Source organism: Streptomyces griseosporeus (assembly GCF_014656055.1).
In the GTDB taxonomy this organism is placed as follows: domain Bacteria; phylum Actinomycetota; class Actinomycetes; order Streptomycetales; family Streptomycetaceae; genus Streptomyces; species Streptomyces griseosporeus.
This window is the reverse complement of the sequence record NZ_BNBR01000001.1, coordinates 1255852-1274411: the sequence shown is the minus strand read 5'-3', so window position 1 is coordinate 1274411 and position 18560 is coordinate 1255852. Positions and strand designations below refer to the sequence as shown.

General features: G+C 72.5%; 14 protein-coding genes. 4 read left to right on the top strand and 10 right to left on the bottom strand.

From position 1 onward, the window contains the following. The 4 genes from opcA to tkt are packed head-to-tail and all read right to left on the bottom strand — an operon-like array spanning position 1 to position 5723. Positions 1–927, bottom strand: a complete 927-nt coding sequence (opcA, locus tag IE308_RS05620; RefSeq protein WP_110633148.1) for a glucose-6-phosphate dehydrogenase assembly protein OpcA — start codon at positions 925–927, stop codon at positions 1–3. Then, positions 924–2486: a glucose-6-phosphate dehydrogenase gene (zwf, locus tag IE308_RS05615; protein WP_190216823.1), complete on the bottom strand. Its 1563-nt coding sequence runs from the start codon at positions 2484–2486 to the stop codon at positions 924–926. Before zwf ends, opcA begins: the two co-directional genes overlap by 4 nt. Next, positions 2483–3628, bottom strand: a complete 1146-nt coding sequence (gene tal, locus IE308_RS05610; RefSeq protein WP_190216822.1) for a transaldolase — start codon at positions 3626–3628, stop codon at positions 2483–2485. The genes zwf and tal overlap by 4 nt, the downstream gene beginning before the upstream one ends. A gap of 19 nt (positions 3629–3647) precedes the next feature. Next, a complete protein-coding gene (tkt, locus tag IE308_RS05605) occupies positions 3648–5723 on the bottom strand; it encodes a transketolase (RefSeq protein ID WP_190216821.1) in 2076 nt (691 codons plus the stop codon). 146 nt (positions 5724–5869) lie between these two features. Here tkt and IE308_RS05600 point away from each other — a divergent pair, with 146 nt between their 5' ends. Continuing rightward, positions 5870–6799, top strand: coding sequence for a helix-turn-helix domain-containing protein (locus IE308_RS05600; RefSeq protein ID WP_190216820.1), 930 nt, complete (start codon positions 5870–5872; stop codon positions 6797–6799). 9 nt (positions 6800–6808) lie between these two features. Here the strand turns inward: IE308_RS05600 and IE308_RS05595 are convergent, their stop codons facing one another. The 3 genes from IE308_RS05595 to IE308_RS05585 form a co-directional block, all read right to left on the bottom strand. Beyond that, entirely contained in the window at positions 6809–7543 is a 735-nt protein-coding gene (locus tag IE308_RS05595) for a D-Ala-D-Ala carboxypeptidase family metallohydrolase (RefSeq protein ID WP_110633163.1), read from the bottom strand. A 184-nt stretch (positions 7544–7727) separates the two neighbouring features. Continuing rightward, entirely contained in the window at positions 7728–9128 is a 1401-nt protein-coding gene (locus IE308_RS05590; RefSeq protein WP_190216819.1) for a glycoside hydrolase family 16 protein, read from the bottom strand. A 158-nt stretch (positions 9129–9286) separates the two neighbouring features. Then, a complete protein-coding gene (locus IE308_RS05585) occupies positions 9287–11407 on the bottom strand; it encodes an MMPL family transporter (protein WP_190216818.1) in 2121 nt (706 codons plus the stop codon). A gap of 202 nt (positions 11408–11609) precedes the next feature. Between IE308_RS05585 and IE308_RS05580 the strand changes: the two genes are divergently transcribed. Next, complete coding sequence (locus IE308_RS05580) at positions 11610–12020, top strand: VOC family protein (RefSeq protein WP_110633171.1); 411 nt, start codon at positions 11610–11612, stop codon at positions 12018–12020. Here IE308_RS05580 and IE308_RS05575 read toward each other — a convergent pair. Together IE308_RS05575 and IE308_RS05570 are read right to left on the bottom strand one after the other, a co-directional pair. After that, positions 12015–12680, bottom strand: a complete 666-nt coding sequence (locus IE308_RS05575) for a response regulator (protein ID WP_190216817.1) — start codon at positions 12678–12680, stop codon at positions 12015–12017. The two genes, IE308_RS05580 and IE308_RS05575, sit on opposite strands and share 6 nt — an antisense overlap. After that, positions 12677–13861 (bottom strand): sensor histidine kinase, encoded by a 1185-nt coding sequence (locus IE308_RS05570; RefSeq protein ID WP_190216816.1) that lies wholly within the window; start codon positions 13859–13861, stop codon positions 12677–12679. The genes IE308_RS05575 and IE308_RS05570 overlap by 4 nt, the downstream gene beginning before the upstream one ends. 220 nt (positions 13862–14081) lie before the next feature. Here IE308_RS05570 and IE308_RS05565 point away from each other — a divergent pair, with 220 nt between their 5' ends. Continuing rightward, the gene (locus IE308_RS05565; RefSeq protein WP_190216815.1) at positions 14082–15065 is read left to right on the top strand and encodes a phosphotransferase family protein; all 984 of its coding nucleotides are present in this window, start codon (positions 14082–14084) and stop codon (positions 15063–15065) included. Positions 15066–15166: 101 nt separating this feature from the next. Further along, positions 15167–16504, top strand: coding sequence for a 6-phospho-beta-glucosidase (locus IE308_RS05560; RefSeq protein ID WP_190216814.1), 1338 nt, complete (start codon positions 15167–15169; stop codon positions 16502–16504). Positions 16505–16790: 286 nt separating this feature from the next. Here IE308_RS05560 and IE308_RS05555 read toward each other — a convergent pair whose 3' ends face one another. Beyond that, positions 16791–18482 carry a carbohydrate binding domain-containing protein gene (locus IE308_RS05555; RefSeq protein ID WP_190216813.1) on the bottom strand — a complete coding sequence of 564 codons (1692 nt, stop codon included), beginning with the start codon at positions 18480–18482 and terminating at the stop codon, positions 16791–16793. Between the last annotated feature and the right edge of the window lie 78 nt (positions 18483–18560).

Genomic DNA, 18560 nt, shown 5'->3' with positions numbered 1-18560 from the left:
TCAGACGTTCTCCTTGACCTCGCCGCCGCGCAGGGCGATGGCGTACATCTCGTCGGCGTCGAGGCGGCGCAGCTCCTCGGCGATGAGTTCGGAGGTGGCGCGGACCTTCAGCGCCAGCGTCCGGGAGGGCTGGCCGGGCAGCGTCAGCGTGGCCAGCGGGCCCTCGGGGCGGTCGATGACGATCTCGCCGTCCTCGGTGCCCAGCCGGACGGCGGTGACCACCGGTCCCGCGGTGACCACCCGGTCCACCTTCACGTGCAGACGGGCCTCAAGCCAGCGGGCCAGCAGCTCGGCGGCCGGGTTCTCCGCCTCCGCCTCCACCGCCGCCGAGGTCACCTTCGCGCGGGCCTGGTCCAGCGCCGCCGCCAGCATCGAACGCCACGGGGTGAGCCGGGTCCAGGCCAGGTCGGTGTCGCCGGGCGCGTACGAGCGGACCCGGGCCTCCAGCGTCTGCAGCGGGTTCTCCACCGCGTACAGGTCGGTGATGCGGCGCTGGGCCAGCGCGCCCAGCGGGTCCTGCGCGGGGTTGTCCGGCGCGTCCACCGGCCACCACACCACCACCGGCGCGTCCGGCAGCAGCAGCGGCAGCACCACCGAGTCGGCGTGGTCGGACACCTCGCCGTAGGTGCGCAGCACGACCGTCTCGCCGGTACCGGCGTCGGCGCCCACGCGCACCTCGGCGTCCAGCTTGGACTGGGTGCGGTCGCGGGGGGTGCGCGCATGCCGCTTGATCACGACGAGGGTGCGCGCGGGGTGCTCGTGCGAGGCCTCCTCCGCCGCCTTGATCGCGTCGTAGGCGTTCTCCTCGTCCGTGACGATCACCATCGTCAGGACCATGCCCACGGCCGGGGTGCCGATCGCCCGGCGGCCCTGCACCAGCGCCTTGTTGATCTTGCTTGCCGTGGTGTCGGTCAGGTCGATCTTCATGGCCTGCGCCAGCTCCGTCCGTCTCGTGCGAGCATCTCGTCCGCTTCCTTCGGTCCCCAGCTCCCCGACGGGTACGTGGCCGGCCTGCCGTGCGTCGCCCAGTACTCCTCGATCGGGTCGAGGATCTTCCAGGACTCTTCCACTTCCTGGTGCCGCGGGAACAGGTTGGCGTCGCCGAGGAGCACGTCCAGGATGAGCCGCTCGTACGCCTCCGGGCTGGACTCGGTGAACGACTCGCCGTAGGCGAAGTCCATCGTCACGTCCCGGATCTCCATCGAGGTGCCCGGCACCTTGGAGCCGAACCGCACGGTCATGCCCTCGTCGGGCTGGACGCGGATGACGATCGCGTTCTGGCCCAGCTCCTCCGTCGCGGTGGTGTCGAAGGGGGAGTGCGGGGCGCGCTGGAAGACCACCGCGATCTCGGTGACCCGGCGGCCCAGCCGCTTGCCGGTGCGCAGGTAGAAGGGGACGCCCGCCCAGCGGCGGTTGTCCACACCGAGCTTGACGGCCGCGAAGGTGTCGGTGGTGGAGGCCGGGTCGATGCCGTCCTCCTCCAGGTAGCCGCGCACCTTGGCGCCGCCCTGCCAGGCCGGGCCGTACTGGCCGCGCACGGTGTGCTTGCCGAGGTCGTCGGGGAGCTTGACCGACTTCAGCACCTTGAGCTTCTCGGTGAGCAGCGACTCGGCGTCGAAGGCGATCGGCTCCTCCATGGCGGTGAGCGCCATCAGCTGGAGCAGGTGGTTCTGGATGACGTCCCGGGCCGAGCCGATGCCGTCGTAGTAGCCGGCCCGGCCGCCGATGCCGATGTCCTCGGCCATGGTGATCTGCACGTGGTCGACGTACGACCGGTTCCAGATCGGCTCGAACATCTGGTTGGCGAAGCGCAGCGCCAGGATGTTCTGGACGGTCTCCTTGCCGAGGTAGTGGTCGATCCGGAACACCGATTCCGGTTCGAACACCTCGTGCACGATCGCGTTCAGCTCGCGGGCGCTGGCCAGGTCGTGGCCGAACGGCTTCTCGATGACGGCGCGCCGCCAGGCCCCCTCGGGCGCGTCGGCCAGGCCGTGCTTCTTCAGCTGCTGGACGACCTTGGGGAAGAACTTCGGCGGCACCGACAGGTAGAAGGCGTAGTTGCCGCTGGTGCCGCGCACCCGGTCCAGCTCGTCGACGGTGTCGCGCAGCTGGTCGAAGGCGGTGTCGTCGTCGAAGTCGCCGGGGATGAACCGCATGCCCTCCGCGAGCTGCTGCCAGACCTCCTCGCGGAACGGGGTCCGCGAATGCTCCTTGACGGCGTCGTGGACGACCTGCGCGAAGTCCTGGTCCTCCCAGTCGCGGCGGGCGAAGCCGACCAGGGAGAAGCCCGGCGGCAGCATGCCGCGGTTGGCCAGGTCGTACACGGCCGGCATCAGCTTCTTGCGGGACAGGTCACCGGTCACGCCGAAGATGACCAGGCCCGAGGGGCCGGCGATGCGCGGCAGTCGGCGGTCGCGCGGGTCGCGCAGCGGGTTGTCCCAGCCGGCGGCCGGAGCCGTCAGCTCCATGAGCGGGGTCGCGGTCATTCCGCGTCCACCCCCTTGCTGTCCAGTGCCTTGGCGACGGCGTCCAGCAGGTCCTGCCAGGCCGCCTCGAACTTCCGTACGCCCTCGTCCTCCAGCTGCCGCACGACCTCGTCGTAGGAGATCCCGAGCCGCTCGACGGCGGCCAGGTCGGCGCGGGCCTGGGCGTAGGCGCCGGTGACGGTGTCGCCGGTGATCTCGCCGTGGTCGGCGACGGCGTGCAGCGTGGCCTCCGGCATGGTGTTGACCGTGCCGGGGGCGACCAGCTCGTCCACGTACAGGGTGTCCTTGTACGCCGGGTCCTTCACCCCGGTCGACGCCCACAGCGGGCGCTGCTTGTTCGCCTTCGCCCCGGCCAGCGCCTGCCAGCGCCCGCCGGAGAAGACCTCCTCGTACGCCTCGTAGGCCAGGCGGGCGTTCGCGAGCGCCGCGCGGCCCTTGAGCGCGAGGGCCTCCCCGGTGCCCAGCACGGTCAGCCGCTTGTCGATCTCGCTGTCCACGCGGGAGACGAAGAAGGAGGCCACCGAGTGGATCGCCGACAGGTCCAGGCCCTTGGCCGCGGCCTGCTCCAGGCCGGCCAGATAGGCGTCCATGACCTGGCGGTAGCGCTCCAGCGAGAAGATCAGCGTGACGTTGACGCTGATGCCCTCGGCGAGCACCGCGGTGATCGCGGGGAGACCGGCCTCGGTCGCCGGGATCTTGATCATGACGTTGGGCCGGTCGACGAGCCAGGCGAGCTGCTTGGCCTCGGCGACGGTCGCCCGGGTGTCGTGCGCGAGGCGCGGGTCGACCTCGATGGAGACCCGGCCGTCCCGGCCGCCGGTCGCCTCGTACAGCGGGCGCAGGATGTCGGCGGCGGCCCGCACGTCGGCCGTGGTCATCATCCGGACGGCCTCGTCGACGGTGACGCCCCGCACGGCCAGGTCGGCGAGCTGCTCCTCGTAGCCCTCGCCGGAGCCTATGGCGGCCTGGAAGATGGACGGGTTGGTGGTGACGCCGACGACGCTCCCGGTCCCGACCAGCTCGGCGAGGTTGCCGGAGGCGATCCGCTTGCGCGACAGGTCGTCCAGCCAGATCGAGACGCCCTCGTCGGACAGGCGCTTGAGTGCTCCCGCGGTGGCGGTTGCTTCGGTCACAGTGATCATCTTCTTTCTGGCGGTCGGATCAACCACGCGCGGCAGCGAGGGATTCCCGCGCTGCTGCGGCGACGTTCTCGGGGGTGAAGCCGTACTCGACGAACAGGGTCTTCGCGTCGGCGGAGGCGCCGAAGTGCTCCAGGGAGACGATGCGTCCGGCGTCGCCGACGTACCGGTACCAGGTCAGGCCGATCCCGGCCTCGACCGCGACGCGGGCCTTCACGGCGGCCGGCAGGACGCTCTCGCGGTACTCGGCGGACTGCTCCTCGAACCACTCCACGGACGGCATCGACACCACGCGCGTGCCGATTCCCTCGGCCTCCAGCCGCTCGCGCGCGGCCACCGCCAGCTGCACCTCGGAGCCGGTCGCGATGACGATCACCTCCGGGGTCGTCGTCGAGGACTCGCGCAGGACGTACCCGCCCTTGGCCGCGTCCGGGTTCGGCGCGTACACCGGCACGCCCTGGCGGGTGAGCGCGAGCCCGTGCGGGGCGGGACGGGTGGCGTGCCTCTTCAGGATCTCGGCCCAGGCGGCGGCGGTCTCGTTGGCATCGGCCGGGCGGACGACGTTCAGGCCCGGGATGGCCCGGAGCGAAGCCAGGTGCTCGACCGGCTGGTGGGTGGGGCCGTCCTCGCCCAGACCGATGGAGTCGTGCGTCCAGACGTAGGTGACGGGCAGCTGCATCAGCGCCGACATGCGCACCGCGTTGCGCATGTAGTCGGAGAACACCAGGAAGGTGCCGCCGTAGATGCGGGTGTTGCCGTGCAGGGCGATGCCGTTCATCTCCGCGGCCATGGAGAACTCGCGGATGCCGAAGTGGACGGTACGGCCGTACGGGTCGGCCTCGGGCAGCGGGTTGCCCTCCGGCAGGAACGACGACGTCTTGTCGATGGTGGTGTTGTTCGAGCCGGCCAGGTCGGCGGAGCCGCCCCACAGCTCGGGCAGGACCGCACCGAGCGACTGGAGCACCTTGCCGGAGGCGGCACGGGTGGCGACCGCCTTGCCCTCCTCGAACACCGGCAGCGCGTCCTCCCAGCCCTCGGGCAGCTGACCGGCCACGATCCGGTCGAACAGCTTCGCCCGTTCGGGCTGCTCGCCGCGCCAGGCGGCGATCTGCTTGTCCCAGGCGGCGTGCGCCTCCGCGCCCCGGTCGAGGGCCTGGCGGGTGTGGGCGAGGACCTCGTCGGCCACCTCGAAGGACTGCTCCGGGTCGAAGCCGAGGACCCGCTTGGTGGCGGCGACCTCGTCCTCGCCGAGCGCCGAGCCGTGGGAGGCCTCGGTGTTCTGCGCGTTCGGGGCCGGCCAGGCGATGATCGTCCGCATCGCGATGATCGAGGGGCGCTCGGTCTCCGCCTGCGCCGCCTTCAGCGCCGCGTACAGCGCGTGCACGTCGATGTCGCCGTTCCCGGCGGGCTCGATGCGCTGGGTGTGCCAGCCGTAGGCCTCGTAGCGCCTCAGCACGTCCTCGGAGAACGCGGTCGCGGTGTCGCCCTCGATGGAGATGTGGTTGTCGTCGTAGAGGAAGACGAGGTTGCCGAGCTTCTGGTGGCCGGCGAGCGAGGAGGCCTCCGCGGAGACGCCCTCCTGCAGGTCGCCGTCGGAGACGATCGCCCAGATCATGTGGTCGAACGGCGACTCGCCCCGCGGGGCCTCGGGGTCGAACAGGCCGCGCTCGTAGCGGGCGGCCATGGCCATGCCGACGGCGTTGGCGACGCCCTGGCCGAGCGGGCCGGTGGTGGTCTCCACGCCGGCCGTGTGGCCGTACTCCGGGTGGCCGGGAGTCTTCGAGCCGTGCGTGCGGAAGGCCTTCAGGTCGTCCAGCTCCAGCTCGTACCCGGCGAGGTAGAGCTGGGTGTAGAGGGTGAGCGAGGTGTGGCCCGGCGACAGCACGAAGCGGTCGCGGCCGGTCCACTCCGGGTCGGCCGGGTCGTGACGCATCACCTTCTGAAAGATCGTGTACGCCGCCGGGGCCAGGCTCATCGCCGTGCCCGGGTGGCCGTTCCCGACCCGCTGTACGGCATCGGCCGCCAGAAGGCGGGCGGTGTCGACGGCACGCCGGTCGAGCTCGGTCCACTCGAAGCTGTCGGATGTCTGCGTGCTCATCTTCAAGAAATCCTCATCAGGAGCCGTATCGGTGGTCTGACGTGTTCAAAGTTAAAAGTCTGACTTTTTCTCGGGAAGGTCGGCGTGTGTCAGCCTGTGGTGAAAGTGGGACAGCTAGAGCGCGAGCCGGGCGGTACGAGAAGGACATGGCGGACAGATCACAGCAAGGCGCGGCCGGCGGCCAGGACAGCCAGGACACGGACGGAATCAGAACCTTCCCCTTCCCGGTCGACCTGAGCGTCGGCGGTGTGGGCATGCAGGTCGGCCCGATGGGCGCGGGGCACACCTGGCACGCGGACGCGCCGCTGCACCGCGTCCACCGCATCGACTTCCACGTCGTGATGTTCTTCTCCGCCGGTCCCGTCCGCCACATGGTCGATTTCGCCGAGTACGAGGCCGGGGTCGGAGACGTGCTCTGGATCCGCCCGGGCCAGGTCCACCGCTTCTCGGAGGAGAGCGAGTACCGCGGAACCGTCCTGACCATGCAGCCCGGCTTCCTGCCGCGCGCCACCGTCGAGGCCACCGGCCTCTACCGCTACGACCTGCCGCCGCTGCTGCGGCCCGACGAGGAGCGGCTCGCCGCGCTGCACGCCTCCCTGGCGCAACTGCGGCGCGAGTACGAGGACACCTCGCTCCCGCTCAGCCTGCACACGGCGGTGCTGCGCCATCAGCTGACGGCGTTCCTGCTGCGTCTCGCGCACCTGGCGGCCAGCTCCGCGGAGGCCGAACGCCGCCGGGCGGACACCACCTTCACCCTCTTCCGGGACGCCGTGGAGGAGGGGTTCGCCACCAATCACAGCGTCAGCGCCTACGCCGACGCCCTCGCCGTCTCCCGCCGCACCCTGGTGCGCGCGGTGCGCGCCGCCACCGGCGAGACCCCGAAGGGCTTCATCGACAAGCGGGTGGTGCTGGAGGCCAAACGCCTCCTCGCCCACACCGACCTGCCGATCGGTCGCGTCGGCGTCGCGGTGGGGTTCCCCGACGCGGCGAACTTCTCCAAGTTCTTCCACCAGCACACGGAGATGACCCCGGCGGCCTTCCGCGCGGAGCTGCGGCAGACCGCCGGGGCCGGGTGAAGTCGCGGGTCAGATGCCGCAGTTGGGGGCCGACCAGTACGGCGACGGGTCGAGCGCCACGTGGGTGTGGTCGTTGTGGTCGGGGTAGCCCGGGCCGAGGATCTCCGAGAAGCCGTGCGTGCGCGCCTCCTGGGCGAGGCGGCACAGGCTCGGTGAGCCGGTGAGGTCGGCCGCGTCGCCGTAGAGATGGCGGCTGGTGGAGGAGCCGCCGACGGCGCTGTTGCAGGCGTAGGAGCGGAAGCCGCTGGAGATCGTGAGCGGCACGTCACCGAGTGCGTGCCGCATCGCCTCCAGCTTCCACATGGTCTTCAGGGCGTTCGCCTTGGCGGTGGCAGCCGGCACGGCGCCGCCCGACCAGTCCGAGTTGCACTTGTTCAGCTCGGCGTAGCTGAAGTGGACCGGGGTGCAGTCCGGGTCCTGGAGGGCGTAGATCTTGCTGTACGTCTGCGGGCCGGCGACGCCGTCCGCGGGCAGCCCGTAGGCGGCCTGGAACTTCTTCACGGCCGCGGCCGTCCGCTCGCCGTACTGGCCGTCGTAGGAGAGCCGTTCACCGGAGCCGACCCAGCCGGCGACCCGGATCTGCAGCTGGGTCACATCGCTGCCGGAGGCGCCCTGGGACAGGGTGCGGCTCCAGGTGTAGCACTCGTCGGCGTGTGCCGTGCCGGTGGTGGCGACCGTACCGAGCAGCACACCTGTCGAGATCATGACAAAGGAGAGAAGGAGACGTGCCACGCGTCTGAACATCCGGCCTCCCGACCGTCCGTCCTGTCATCGGAAGCTGACCGGCCGCCGTCGGGGCGGCCGGTGCCAGGATGGGGCCGGAGACTACGCGCGTCAACCGGACGACTGGCAACTCGTGTCAGCCCGGCCGGACCCCGAAGGCCCGGGGGGTGGGGAGGCCTTCGGGGCGTGCCGGTCGGTCGGTGGCTCAGTGACCGAAGTCGAACCAGTTGACGTTGACGAAGTCCGCGGGCTGGCCGCTGCTGAAGGTCAGGTAGACGTCATGGGTGCCCGTGACGCCGCTGATGTTCGCCGGGACCGTGCGCCAGGACTGCCAGCCGCCGGTGTTGGCGAGGGCGAAGCTGCCGATCGGCGCGTTGCTGCGGCTGTCCAGGCGCACCTCGACCAGGCCGCTCACCCCGGCCGCGGCACCGCTCGCCACCCGGGCGTAGAACTGCCGGGCCGCCGTGGAGCCGAAGTTGACGCCCTTGTACAGCGCCCAGTCGCCGTTGGCGATCGCGCCGATGTTCTTGCCGCCGCCGCTGTCCGAGGTCGTCTCGGTGATCGTGCCGGACTGGCTGTCGTAGGACTCGGCCTGGATGGCGCTGTAGGCGTCGCGGTTGCCGCTCGGCGGGGGAGTGGTACCGCTCCCACCGCCGGTCGACAGCACCTGCACGTAGTCCACGACCATCGGGTGGCCGGGCTGGGTGTCCCCGTCCAGGCCGCCGCCGAACGCGTCCGGGAAGCCGCCGCCCATGGCCACGTTCAGGATGAGGAAGTAGCCGTGGTTCGTGGCGTTGGCCCAGGTCGCGGCGTCCATCTGAGCGGCCGTCACCGTGTGGTAGACGACCCCGTCCACGGAGAAGCGGATCGCCTCGGGGCTCACCGAGCGGTCCCACTCCATGGCGTAGGTGTGGAAGCCGGACTGGCAGGTGGTGTTCGGGCAGGCGGTCGAGTTGCCGATGCCGGTGGTCTCGTTGCACGGGCCGCCCGGGTTGGTGCCGCAGTGCATCGTCCCCCAGACCTTGTTCAGGCCCTGGACGTTCTCCATGATGTCCAGCTCGCCGACGCCGGGCCAGTTCTGGTAGTTGCCCCGGTACGGCGACCCGAGCGCCCAGAAGGCCGGCCAGTAGCCCTCGGCGGCGGTGCCGGTGACGTTGGGCATCTGGATCCGGCCCTCGACGCGCAGCTTGCCGCCGGCCGGGGGCTGGAAGTCGGTGCGGACGGTCTCGATACGGCCCGAGGTCCAGCGTCCGGAGGAGTCGCGCAGCGGGGTGATGCGCAGGTTGCCGTTGCCGTCGAGCGAGACGTTCGAGGTGCTCGACGTCATCGTCTCCACCTCGCCGGTGCCCCAGTTGGCCGCGCCGCCGGGGTAGGACGTGCCGGTGTCGTACAGCCAGTTGGCCGTGTTGACACCGGTGCCCGCGGGGCCGTTGAAGTCGTCGACGAAGACCTGCGTCCAGCCGGACGGGGCCGGTGGCGCGGAGGCGCTGGCGGACGGGGACGCCAGGGTGGCCGCGGCCGCCGCGATGCCGAGCGCGGAGATCGCGGCGACGAGCGCCCGCCGCAGCGGGCGCCGTCTGGAGCGGGTGCCGGAGGAGTCACGCATAGGGGGGTGCCTCTCGGTGCTGTGGGGAAGTGCGGATGCCGCTTCGGGAGCGCTCCCGAACCGTTCTTGAGAGCGCTCTCAAAGTGGCCCCAATGTGCTCCCGCTCCCTCCGGTCGTCAAGAGTTGAAGCACGGAAAGTCTGTGCGGGCGGGGCGAGTTCACCGCATGAATGCGGAATGTGCCGGTGCCGAGGCGCCCTCGGGACGGCCCGGTGCCTCCCGCAGCCCGAACCGGTCGTGCAGGCGGCGCAGCGGCGCGGGCGCCCACCACGCGTACCGGCCCAGCAGCGTCATCGTCGCCGGCACCAGCAGCATCCGGACGACGGTCGCGTCGATCAGCACCGCCAGGGTCAGGCCCAGGCCGATCTGCAGGATGGGCGAGAACCCGCCGGTCATGAACGCGGCGAACACGACGGCCAGGAGCAGCGCCGCGCAGGTCACCACACGGCCGGAGCGGCGCAGTCCGTCGGCCACGGCCTCCCGGTCGTCGCCGGTGAGCTGCCGGGCCTCCCGCATCCGGGCGAGGATGAACAGCTCGTAGTCCATGGCGAGTCCGAAGGCGATGGCCACGATCAGCGGCGGCGCGGTCAGGCTCAGCGCGCCCAGGCCCTCGGCGCCCAGCAGCCCCGCCAGATGCCCGTCCTGGAACACCCACACCACCACGCCGAGCGCGGCACCCAGGCTGAGCAGCGTGGTCGCGATCGTCCGCAACGGGACCAGCACCGAGCCGGTGAACGCGAACAGCAGCACGAAGATCCCGGCCAGCACGGTCAGCGCCGCCCACGGCGCGCGGTCGGCGAGCATCGCCCGGAAGTCGGCCAGCCGGGCCGCGGTCCCGGTGACCTGCACCGGCTGCGTGCCGCGCAGCTCGCGCACCCGCTCCACCAGGGCGGTCGCCGAGGCGCCGTCGACGCGGCCGGACGGCCGCAGCCGGACGACCTCCGTGCCGTCGGGCAGGGTGCGGCTCTGCGCGCCGGGGGACAGGGCGCGGATGCGGCCGGCGGTCGCCGGGTCCGTGCCGGGGCGCAGCACCGCGAGGACCGGGGAGACGCCGGTGCCGGGCGGGAAGTGGGCGTCCACGGTGTCGTACAGCTGCCGGGCCTCGGTGTGCGACGGGAGCTGCCGGGCGTCGCCGATGGCGATGCGCATCCCCGTCACCGGCAGGGCGAGTACCAGCAGCACGGGCACGACCACGGCGAGCACGGCGACGCGGCGGCGCGCCGCGAAGCGGGCCAGCCGGGCGAACGGACGGCCCTCCTCACCCGCGGGCCGCTCCTTCGCCGGGGCGATCCGCCCGCCGAACCTGACGAGCAGCGCGGGCAGCAGGGTGAGCGCGGCGAGCATGTCGACGACCACCACCGCGGCCACGGCCAGCCCCATGCTCCGCAGGAACGTGCTGGGGAACACCAGCAGCCCGGTCAGGCTGACCGCCACCGTCAGCCCGGAGAACAGCACCGTCCGCCCGGCCGCGGCGACCGTGCGGTGCACGGCCTCGGTGACGTCCGGAGTGTGCCGGCGCTCCTCGCGGAAGCGGACCAGCATCAACAGGGCGTAGTCCACGGCGAGTCCGAGGCCCAGCATGGTGGTGACCTGGATCGCGTACACCGAGATGCCCGTGACCTGGCTGAAGCCGAACAGGGCGAGGAACGCGCCGGCGATCCCGCTGACCGCGACCAGCAGCGGCAGCCCGGCCGCGCGCAGCCCGCCGAACACCACGAGCAGCAGCGCCAGCACGACCGGCAGCGAGATCAACTCCGCGTTCCGCACGTCCTGTTGCGCCCGCTCGCCGATCTGTGTGCCGAGCAGCGGGCCGCCGCTGACATGGACCTCGGGCGCGTCGATCCGCCGGATGCGTTCGGCGGCGGCGTCCACCGCCCGCTTCTCGGCGGCGTCGTCCAGACCGCCCTTCAGGGTGACGGGGATCAACAGCGCGCGTCCGTCGGCCGCGACGAGCCCGCGCGTCGTGTACGGGTCGGGAACGGCGGCGATCCCCCCGACCGCGCGCACCTCGGCGACCGCCCGCTCGACCTGGCCGCGCAGGGCGGGGCCGGAGACCCTGGCGCCCTCGACGACGCCGACGACGGTGTCGCCGTCCGGGTCGGCGTGCCGCAGGTACGCGGCGGCGCGCTGCGACTCGGTGCCCGGCACGTTCGGCACCTCGTCGGACAGACGGCCGAAGACGCCCGTGCCGAGGCCGAAGCCGAGCAGCAGGAACAGCGTCCAGAACAGGATGACGGTCAGCGGGCGGCGCGTCGCCACCCGGGCGAGCGTGTCGAGCACGGCCCCTCCCGGCAGTTTTCGTCCATCGGCTACGCCCACAGACTCCCGCCGCACCCCCGGCCCCCGGATCGCCGGAGCGAGCGGTTCACAGGCCTCGCTCGTACGGGGGAGCCGGGCGCCGGGATCGGTCGCGCGGGGGAGGGAATCGCGCTGGGGGTACGGTCGTTGACCCGGACGGTACCCGTGATCGAGAAGGAGTCCCATGTCCGGCGAACCCGCTGTCCGCGAACTGCGACTGGTCGTCACCGCCGACGACTACGAGGCGGCCCTGCACTTCTACCGGGACGTCCTCGGGCTGCCCGAGCGGGCCGCGTTCTCCTCGCCGGGCGGCCACGTCACCATCCTGGAGGCCGGCCGGGCCACCCTGGAGATCACCGACCCGAACCACGCGGCGTTCATCGACGACGTCGAGGTGGGCCGGCGCGTCGCCGGGCACGTCCGGGTCGCCTTCCAGGTCGGCGACTCCGCGGCGGTCACCGCGCGGCTGGCCGCCGCCGGCGCGGAGGTGCTCGCAGAGCCGACCCGCACCCCCTGGAACTCCCTCAACTCCCGCCTGGAGGCACCCGCAGCCCTTCAGCTCACCCTGTTCGAGGAGCTGGGCGACCCCTCATGAGCCGGGGGTGACCAGGCCCGTCTCGTACGCGCAGATCACCGCCTGCACCCGGTCGCGCAGGCCCAGCTTGCTCAGCACGTTGCTGACATGCGTCTTGACGGTGTGCTCGCTGACGAACAGCGTCGTGGCGATCTCCGCGTTGGTCAGCCCGCGGGCCAGCATCCGCAGGACCTCCACCTCGCGGGCGGTCAGCACGTCCAGCCGCCCCGGCGTGACCTCCTCGGCGGCCCGCGCCCGGCGGCGGCGCACCAGGTCGGCGACCAGACGGCGGGTCACGGCCGGCGCCAGCAGCGAGTCCCCGGCCGCGACCACCCGCACGGCGTGCACCAGGTCGTCCCGGCGGACGTCCTTGAGCAGGAAGCCGCTGGCGCCCGCGTACAGCGCCTCGTACACGTACTCGTCCAGGTCGAACGTGGTGAGCATGACGACCTTGCAGGCCGACCCCGCGCACACGCGCCGGGCCGCCTCCAGGCCGTCCATCACCGGCATCCGGATGTCCAGCAGCAGCACGTCCGGGTCGTGCCGCTCCACCGCGGCGACCGCCTCGGCCCCGTCCCCGGCCTCCGCGACCACCTCGATGTCCGGCTGCGCGTCGAGGATCATGCTGAAGCCGCTGCGGACCAGCTCCTGGTCGTCGGCGACGACCACCCGCAGGCTCATCCCACCGCCGCCTGCCGGTCGGCGGACAGCGGCAGCCGTACGACGACCCGGAAGCCGCCGCCCGGAGCGCGCCCGGCCTCCGCGGTGCCGCCGCACGCCGCGGCCCGCTCCCGGACGCCGATCAGCCCGTGCCCGCCGGGCGTGCCCGCGGGCCCGCGCCCGTCGTCGGTCACCGTCAGGGTCAACGTCTCCTCCGTCCAGCCGAGTTCCACCTCCGCGCGGGAAGCGTACGCGTGCTTGACGGTGTTGGTCAGCGCCTCCTGCGCCACGCGGAACGCGGCGATCTCCGTGTCCGGGGGCAGCGGGCGGGGCGTGCCGGTGGTGCGCAGCTCGGTGCGCAGCCCGGCGGACGCGCCGACCCGCCGGACCAGCTCGGGCAGCGCGGCCAGTCCGGGCTGCGGGAAGACCGCCGCGCCCGGCTGCTCCTTGAGCACTCCGAGGATCCGCCGCAGCTGTGTCATGGCGTCCCGCCCGGACGCGGCGATCGCGTCGAACGCGGCCTCCGCGCGCGCCGGATCGCTGCGCACCACCACCGGCCCGGCCTCCGCCTGCACCACCATCAGGCTGACCGCGTGGGCGAGGATGTCGTGCATGTCCCGGGCGATCCGGGCCCGCTCCTGCGCCCGGGCCCGCTCGGCGTCGGCGGCGCGCTCCCGCTCCAGCCGCCGCGCCCGGTCCTCCAGCTCGGCCGTGTAGGCGCGCTGCACCCGGGCGAGGATCCCGAACCCGTACGCGGCGGCGACGCTGAGCAGCTGGAAGGCGTACTCGTAGGGCTGCGGCTCCTGCTTGTGCGTCATCGTCACGGCGACCCCGCACAGCCAGCCGGCCAGCATCAGCCGCCGCTGCCAGGGCCGGCCCAGCACGGCCAGGGTGTACAGGGCGACGAACCCGCCGTACATCACGTGCGGCGGCGGCGCGTGCAGGACGGCCATCGCCGGCGTGGCCGCCGACACCGCCCAGGCGGTCGCGAACGGCGCCCGGCGCCGCCACACCAGCGGTACGGCGGTCGCCGCGCCGAGCAGCCAGCCCTGCCAGGACAGCCGGTCGCCCCCGTGCTCCGGGAAGATCCACGGCAGCGAGACGGCGAACAGCACCAGCGCGGCCAGCGCCGCGTCGACGGCGTACCGAGGGGCGGCGCGCAGACGGTCACGCGCGCCGGAGATCCAGGGACGGCGGGACATCGGCGGCTCCTCGGGCGGCTGCCGGGGCGGGTGCGGGCGCGGGCGCGCACGCCGAAGCGGCTGCGGGCCTCCAGTATCACCAGCCGCTCGCGGCCCGGTCCTCACCGGCGAGAGGGATATCGGCGGGTCGTCACCGGCGCGCAGCCTCCGGCTGTTTCCCGGCACTGTTGCGATGCGGGTTCACGGCATGCGTGCGGCGGGAGGCGGATAACCTGCCTGCGTGGGTTCGGACGAGGGGGCCGAGGACATCGGCACGGATCTCGGTGGTCAGGGCTGGGGTGCCACGCGCTCCTGGGTGGAGAAGGGGCTGTCCGAGGGGGAGCGCGTCGAGAAGGCGGTGCGGCTGCGCGGCGGCTGGACGTCGGAGATGCGCCGCCTGGACCTGCGCGGTCCCGGCGGTCGGCGCCCACTCGTCCTGCGGTCCTTCGTCAAGCCTTTCTTCCGCCGGCACGCGGAGGGTCTGCTGACTCGCGAGGCGGCCGTCCTGCGCCTGCTCGCCGACACGGACGTGCCCGCGGCCTCGCTCGTGGCCGTGGACGCGACGGCACGGTACTGCGACCACCCCTCCCTGCTGATGTCCCTTCTACCGGGGACCGTGCGCCTGGGCGACACGGGTGCCGATGCCCGCGCCGACCTGCTGGCGCGGCAACTGGTGCGTATCCACCGGCTGCCGGTGACCGCGCAGCAGCGGCCTCGCACCTACCAGGCCTGGGCCTCGCCCGAGCGGGTGACCGTGCCCGCGGCGACCGAGCGGCCGGAACTCTGGCAGCGGGCCCTCGACGTCATCCGCCGCGAGCCCCCGGCCTGGCAGGGGTGCTTCCTGCACCGCGACTTCCACCCCGGCAACGTCCTCTTCACCGGCACCGACGACGACCCTCGGATCAGCGGGATCGTCGACTGGGTGGAGACCTCCTGGGGCCCGGCCGACCTGGACGTGGCTCACTGCTCGACGGCCCTCGCCCTGCTGCACGGGGTCCCCGCGGGCATGCGCTTCGCCGACCGCTACGTCGCCGCGGGAGGAACCCTGGCCGAGGACACCGCCGACCATCTCCACTGGCGGCTGCTGGACGCGCTGGGCTTCGCTCCGGACGCGGAGAAGGTCGCCGTGCCCTGGCGCGAACTGGGCCGCGTCGACCTGACAGCCGGTGTCCTGACGCGACGGCTGGAGGAATACATCGCCTCCCTCTTCAGCCGCTACGCCTGAACGTCGTCCCCGCAGCGGATCCCCGGCGTGTGCTGCCGCCGGCGTCCCGCCCACCGCGACGTAGGGTGCGCGGTGAGGGTCGTCGCGGGAAAGGTGCGGGTGTGAGGCTGACGATTCTGGGCGGCGGCGGTTTCCGGGTGCCGCTGGTGTACGGGGCGCTGCTCGGCGACCGCGGCGAGGGACGGGTGACCGAGGTCGTCCTGCACGATCTCGACGACCGCCGGCTGTCCGCGATCGCCCGTGTCCTGCGCGAGCAGGCCGCCGGCGTCCCCGACGCGCCCGCGGTGACCGCGACGACCGACCTCGACGAGGCGCTGCGCGGCGCCGACTTCGTCTTCTCCGCGATCCGCGTCGGCGGCCTCCAGGGCCGGGCCGACGACGAGCGGGTGGCGCTCGCCGAGGGCGTCCTCGGGCAGGAGACGGTCGGCGCGGGCGGCATCGCCTACGGCCTGCGCACGGTCCCGGTCGCCGTCGGCATCGCCCGGCGGGTGGCCCGGCTCGCCCCGGACGCGTGGGTCATCAACTTCACCAACCCGGCCGGACTGGTCACCGAGGCCATGTCCCGCCACCTCGGCGACCGCGTCATCGGCATCTGCGACTCGCCGGTCGGCCTCGGCCGCCGTATCGCCCGGGTGCTCGGCGTCGATCCGCGCGAGGCGTTCGTCGACTACGCCGGTCTCAACCACCTCGGCTGGGTGCGCGGCCTGCGCGTCGCCGGACGCGACGTGCTGCCGCGGCTGCTCGCCGACCCGGCCCTGCTGGGCTCCTTCGAGGAGGGCAGGCTGTTCGGCGCCGACTGGCTGCGCTCGCTCGGCGCGATCCCCAACGAGTACCTGCACTACTACTACTTCAACCGCGAGACCGTCCGCGCCTACCAGGAGGTGGAGCAGACCCGCGGCGCCTTCCTGCGCGACCAGCAGGCCCGGTTCTACGCCGAGGCGAGCGACCCGGGCACCGCCGCGCTGGCCGCCTGGGACCGGACCCGTGCCGAGCGCGAGGCCACCTACATGGCCGAGAACCGGGAGACCGCCGGCGCCGGCGAGCGCGAGGAGGAGGACCTGTCCGGCGGCTACGAGAAGGTGGCGCTGGCGCTGATGCGGGCCATCGCCCGCGACGAGCGGGCCACGCTCGTCCTGAACGTCCGCAACCGCGGCACGCTGTCCGCGCTGGACGGCGAGGCGGTGGTCGAGGTGCCGTGCCTGGTCGACGCGAGCGGCGCGCACCCGCTCGCCGCGGAGCCGCTGCCCGGGCACGCCGCAGGGCTGGTCTGCGCGGTCAAGGCGGTCGAGCGGGAGGTGCTCGCCGCCGCCGAGTCGGGGTCCCGGGCGACGGCCGTGAAGGCGTTCGCCCTGCACCCGCTCGTCGACTCCGTGACGGTGGCCCGCCGCCTGGTCGACGGCTACACCGCCGTCCACCCCGGCCTGGCCTATCTCACCTAGGAGCAAGACCCCGTGGGGCTCAGCGCCCCGGGCCGGTCGGCCGTCCCCCGTTGCCTGCGGCCGACCGACCCGGGCCCCCGTGCGCTTCCCCCGTACCCCGCACCCCCCGTGCGTTTCCCCCGTGGGCCCCGCTCCCCCGTCCCCCGTGGGGACCGTCCCCGTTCTCTTGCACTCTTATGAGCGCCGGCCGCGGACTCTGATACACCCCTCGGGAAAAAAAGTTCCCCCGGTCCGCGGACCGGGGGAACGTCGGCCTCCCGTGGGGGGCGCCGAGGGGCGGAACGGGTCAGCCGGTGAAGCCGGCCGTGATGGAGGTGAACTGCCAGTTGGTCTGGCTGATGCCGGAGCAGTTGCTGGTCACACCGCCGCCGGGGCAGGGCCGGTCACGGTTGACGGCCCAGTAGGCGAGCCGGGCGATGTGGTGGGAGTTGGCCCAGTCGCGGATCTGGGTCCAGATCTGCGGGGTGGTGTTCTCCTGCTGGTCGGACAGGCCGTTCATGCCGGAGATGCCGATGTGCGCGTAGGCGGTGGCGTCGTCCCAGCCGAAGGTGGACTTCAGCTTGTTCTTCAGCCCCTCCGTCGCGTTCACGGTGTTGCCGTACATGTCGGAGCCGCCGCCGAAGTCGAACGGCATGATGGTGAAGACGTCGATGTCGGCGCCGATGGACTTGGCCTGCTCGATGAGCCGGTTGCCGTAGTACGTCGGCCCGGTCGTGGACGTCCCGAAGGTCACGATGGTCTTCAGGCCGGGGTTGTTGGCCTTCAGGGTCTTCAGCGCGGTGAGGATCTTCGCCTGCACGGCCTCGTTCTCGAACTCGTCCGTGTTCTCGATGTCGAAGTCGACGGCCTTGAGGCCGTAGGCGTCGATGACCTTCTGCGTCGCGGCCGCGAGCGCGCTCGCGGAGGAGCAGTTGGCGCCGAGCTTGCTGCCCTGCCAGCCGCCGAACGACGGGACGATGTCACCGCCCGCGGCCCGGATCTGGTTGATGGCGGTCTGGTCGGCGCCGCCGGTCAGCGGCCGGCTGCCGTCCCAGGCGGGGTTGCAGCCCCCGGAGTCCAGCACGAACGCCATCGTGAACCACTTGATGCCGGTGGCGCTCATCACCGTCTGCGGGTTCGGCGGGTCGCCCCAGCCCTCGTACAGATAGGGCGCGGCCTGCTTGAACCCGGTGCCGCCCCCGCCGCCCGTGCTGGTCGTCACCGTCACGGCGTTGGAGGCGCCGGAGGTGTTCCCGGCCGCGTCCCGGGCGCGCACGGTGAACGTGTACGAGGTGCTCGCGGACAGCCCGCCCACGGTGGCGCTCGTGCCGGTCACGGTCGTCACCCTGCTCGACCCGTTGTAGACGTCGTAGCCGGTCACGCCCACGTTGTCGGAGGAGGCGTTCCAGGACAGCGACACGCTCGACGACGTCTTGCCGGTGGAGGTGAGCCCCGTCGGCGCGGTCGGCGCCTGTGTGTCGGAGCCGCCGCCCCCGCCGCCGGGCCCGTCGAGGCTGATGTCGTCGGCCCAGTAGGTGCCCTGGCCGTACCAGCCGTGGGTGTAGATGGTCGCGCTGGTCTGCGAGGCGCCGGTCGTGAAGCTCACCGACAGCTGCGTGTACGAGGAAGCGGACGGCGTCCAGGTCGAGGCGCCGCCGTCCACGCCCAGGTACACGTAGTTCCCGCGCACCCACGCGGTCAGGGAGTACGTGGTGTTGGGCTGGACCGCGACGGTCTGGCTGCACTTGGCGTTGTCGCTCGAACTCGCCGCCCCCTGAAGGGCCTTGCTCCCGCTGTGCACGGGGGAGGAGACGACGGAACCGAGGTTGCCGGTGCAGGTCCAGGGGGAGAGGCCGCCCGACTCGAACCCGGCGTTGCTGAGGATGTTGGCCGCCTCGGCGCTGCCGGGCAGCGCGACGGCACCGGTGAGCGCGAGGGCGGCGGTGCCGAGCAGGGCGACGAGGCGATGTCTGGGACGTCCGAGAGTGGAGGTGCGCACACGATCTCCCTGAAGGAGTGGGGGTGTTCGGGAGTGCACGGAAGTGCGGGATGGTGCGCAACCAAGTTGGTATGGACC

Coding starts and splice junctions, on each gene's coding strand:
- tal (WP_190216822.1), bottom strand. CDS start 3,628: ATGATCACTGTGACCGAAGCAACCGCCACCGCGGGAGCACTCAAGCGC.
- opcA (WP_110633148.1), bottom strand. CDS start 927: ATGAAGATCGACCTGACCGACACCACGGCAAGCAAGATCAACAAGGCG.
- zwf (WP_190216823.1), bottom strand. CDS start 2,486: ATGACCGCGACCCCGCTCATGGAGCTGACGGCTCCGGCCGCCGGCTGG.
- IE308_RS05580 (WP_110633171.1), top strand. CDS start 11,610: ATGTCCGGCGAACCCGCTGTCCGCGAACTGCGACTGGTCGTCACCGCC.
- IE308_RS05590 (WP_190216819.1), bottom strand. CDS start 9,128: ATGCGTGACTCCTCCGGCACCCGCTCCAGACGGCGCCCGCTGCGGCGG.
- IE308_RS05595 (WP_110633163.1), bottom strand. CDS start 7,543: ATGTTCAGACGCGTGGCACGTCTCCTTCTCTCCTTTGTCATGATCTCG.
- tkt (WP_190216821.1), bottom strand. CDS start 5,723: ATGAGCACGCAGACATCCGACAGCTTCGAGTGGACCGAGCTCGACCGG.
- IE308_RS05575 (WP_190216817.1), bottom strand. CDS start 12,680: ATGAGCCTGCGGGTGGTCGTCGCCGACGACCAGGAGCTGGTCCGCAGC.
- IE308_RS05570 (WP_190216816.1), bottom strand. CDS start 13,861: ATGTCCCGCCGTCCCTGGATCTCCGGCGCGCGTGACCGTCTGCGCGCC.
- IE308_RS05600 (WP_190216820.1), top strand. CDS start 5,870: ATGGCGGACAGATCACAGCAAGGCGCGGCCGGCGGCCAGGACAGCCAG.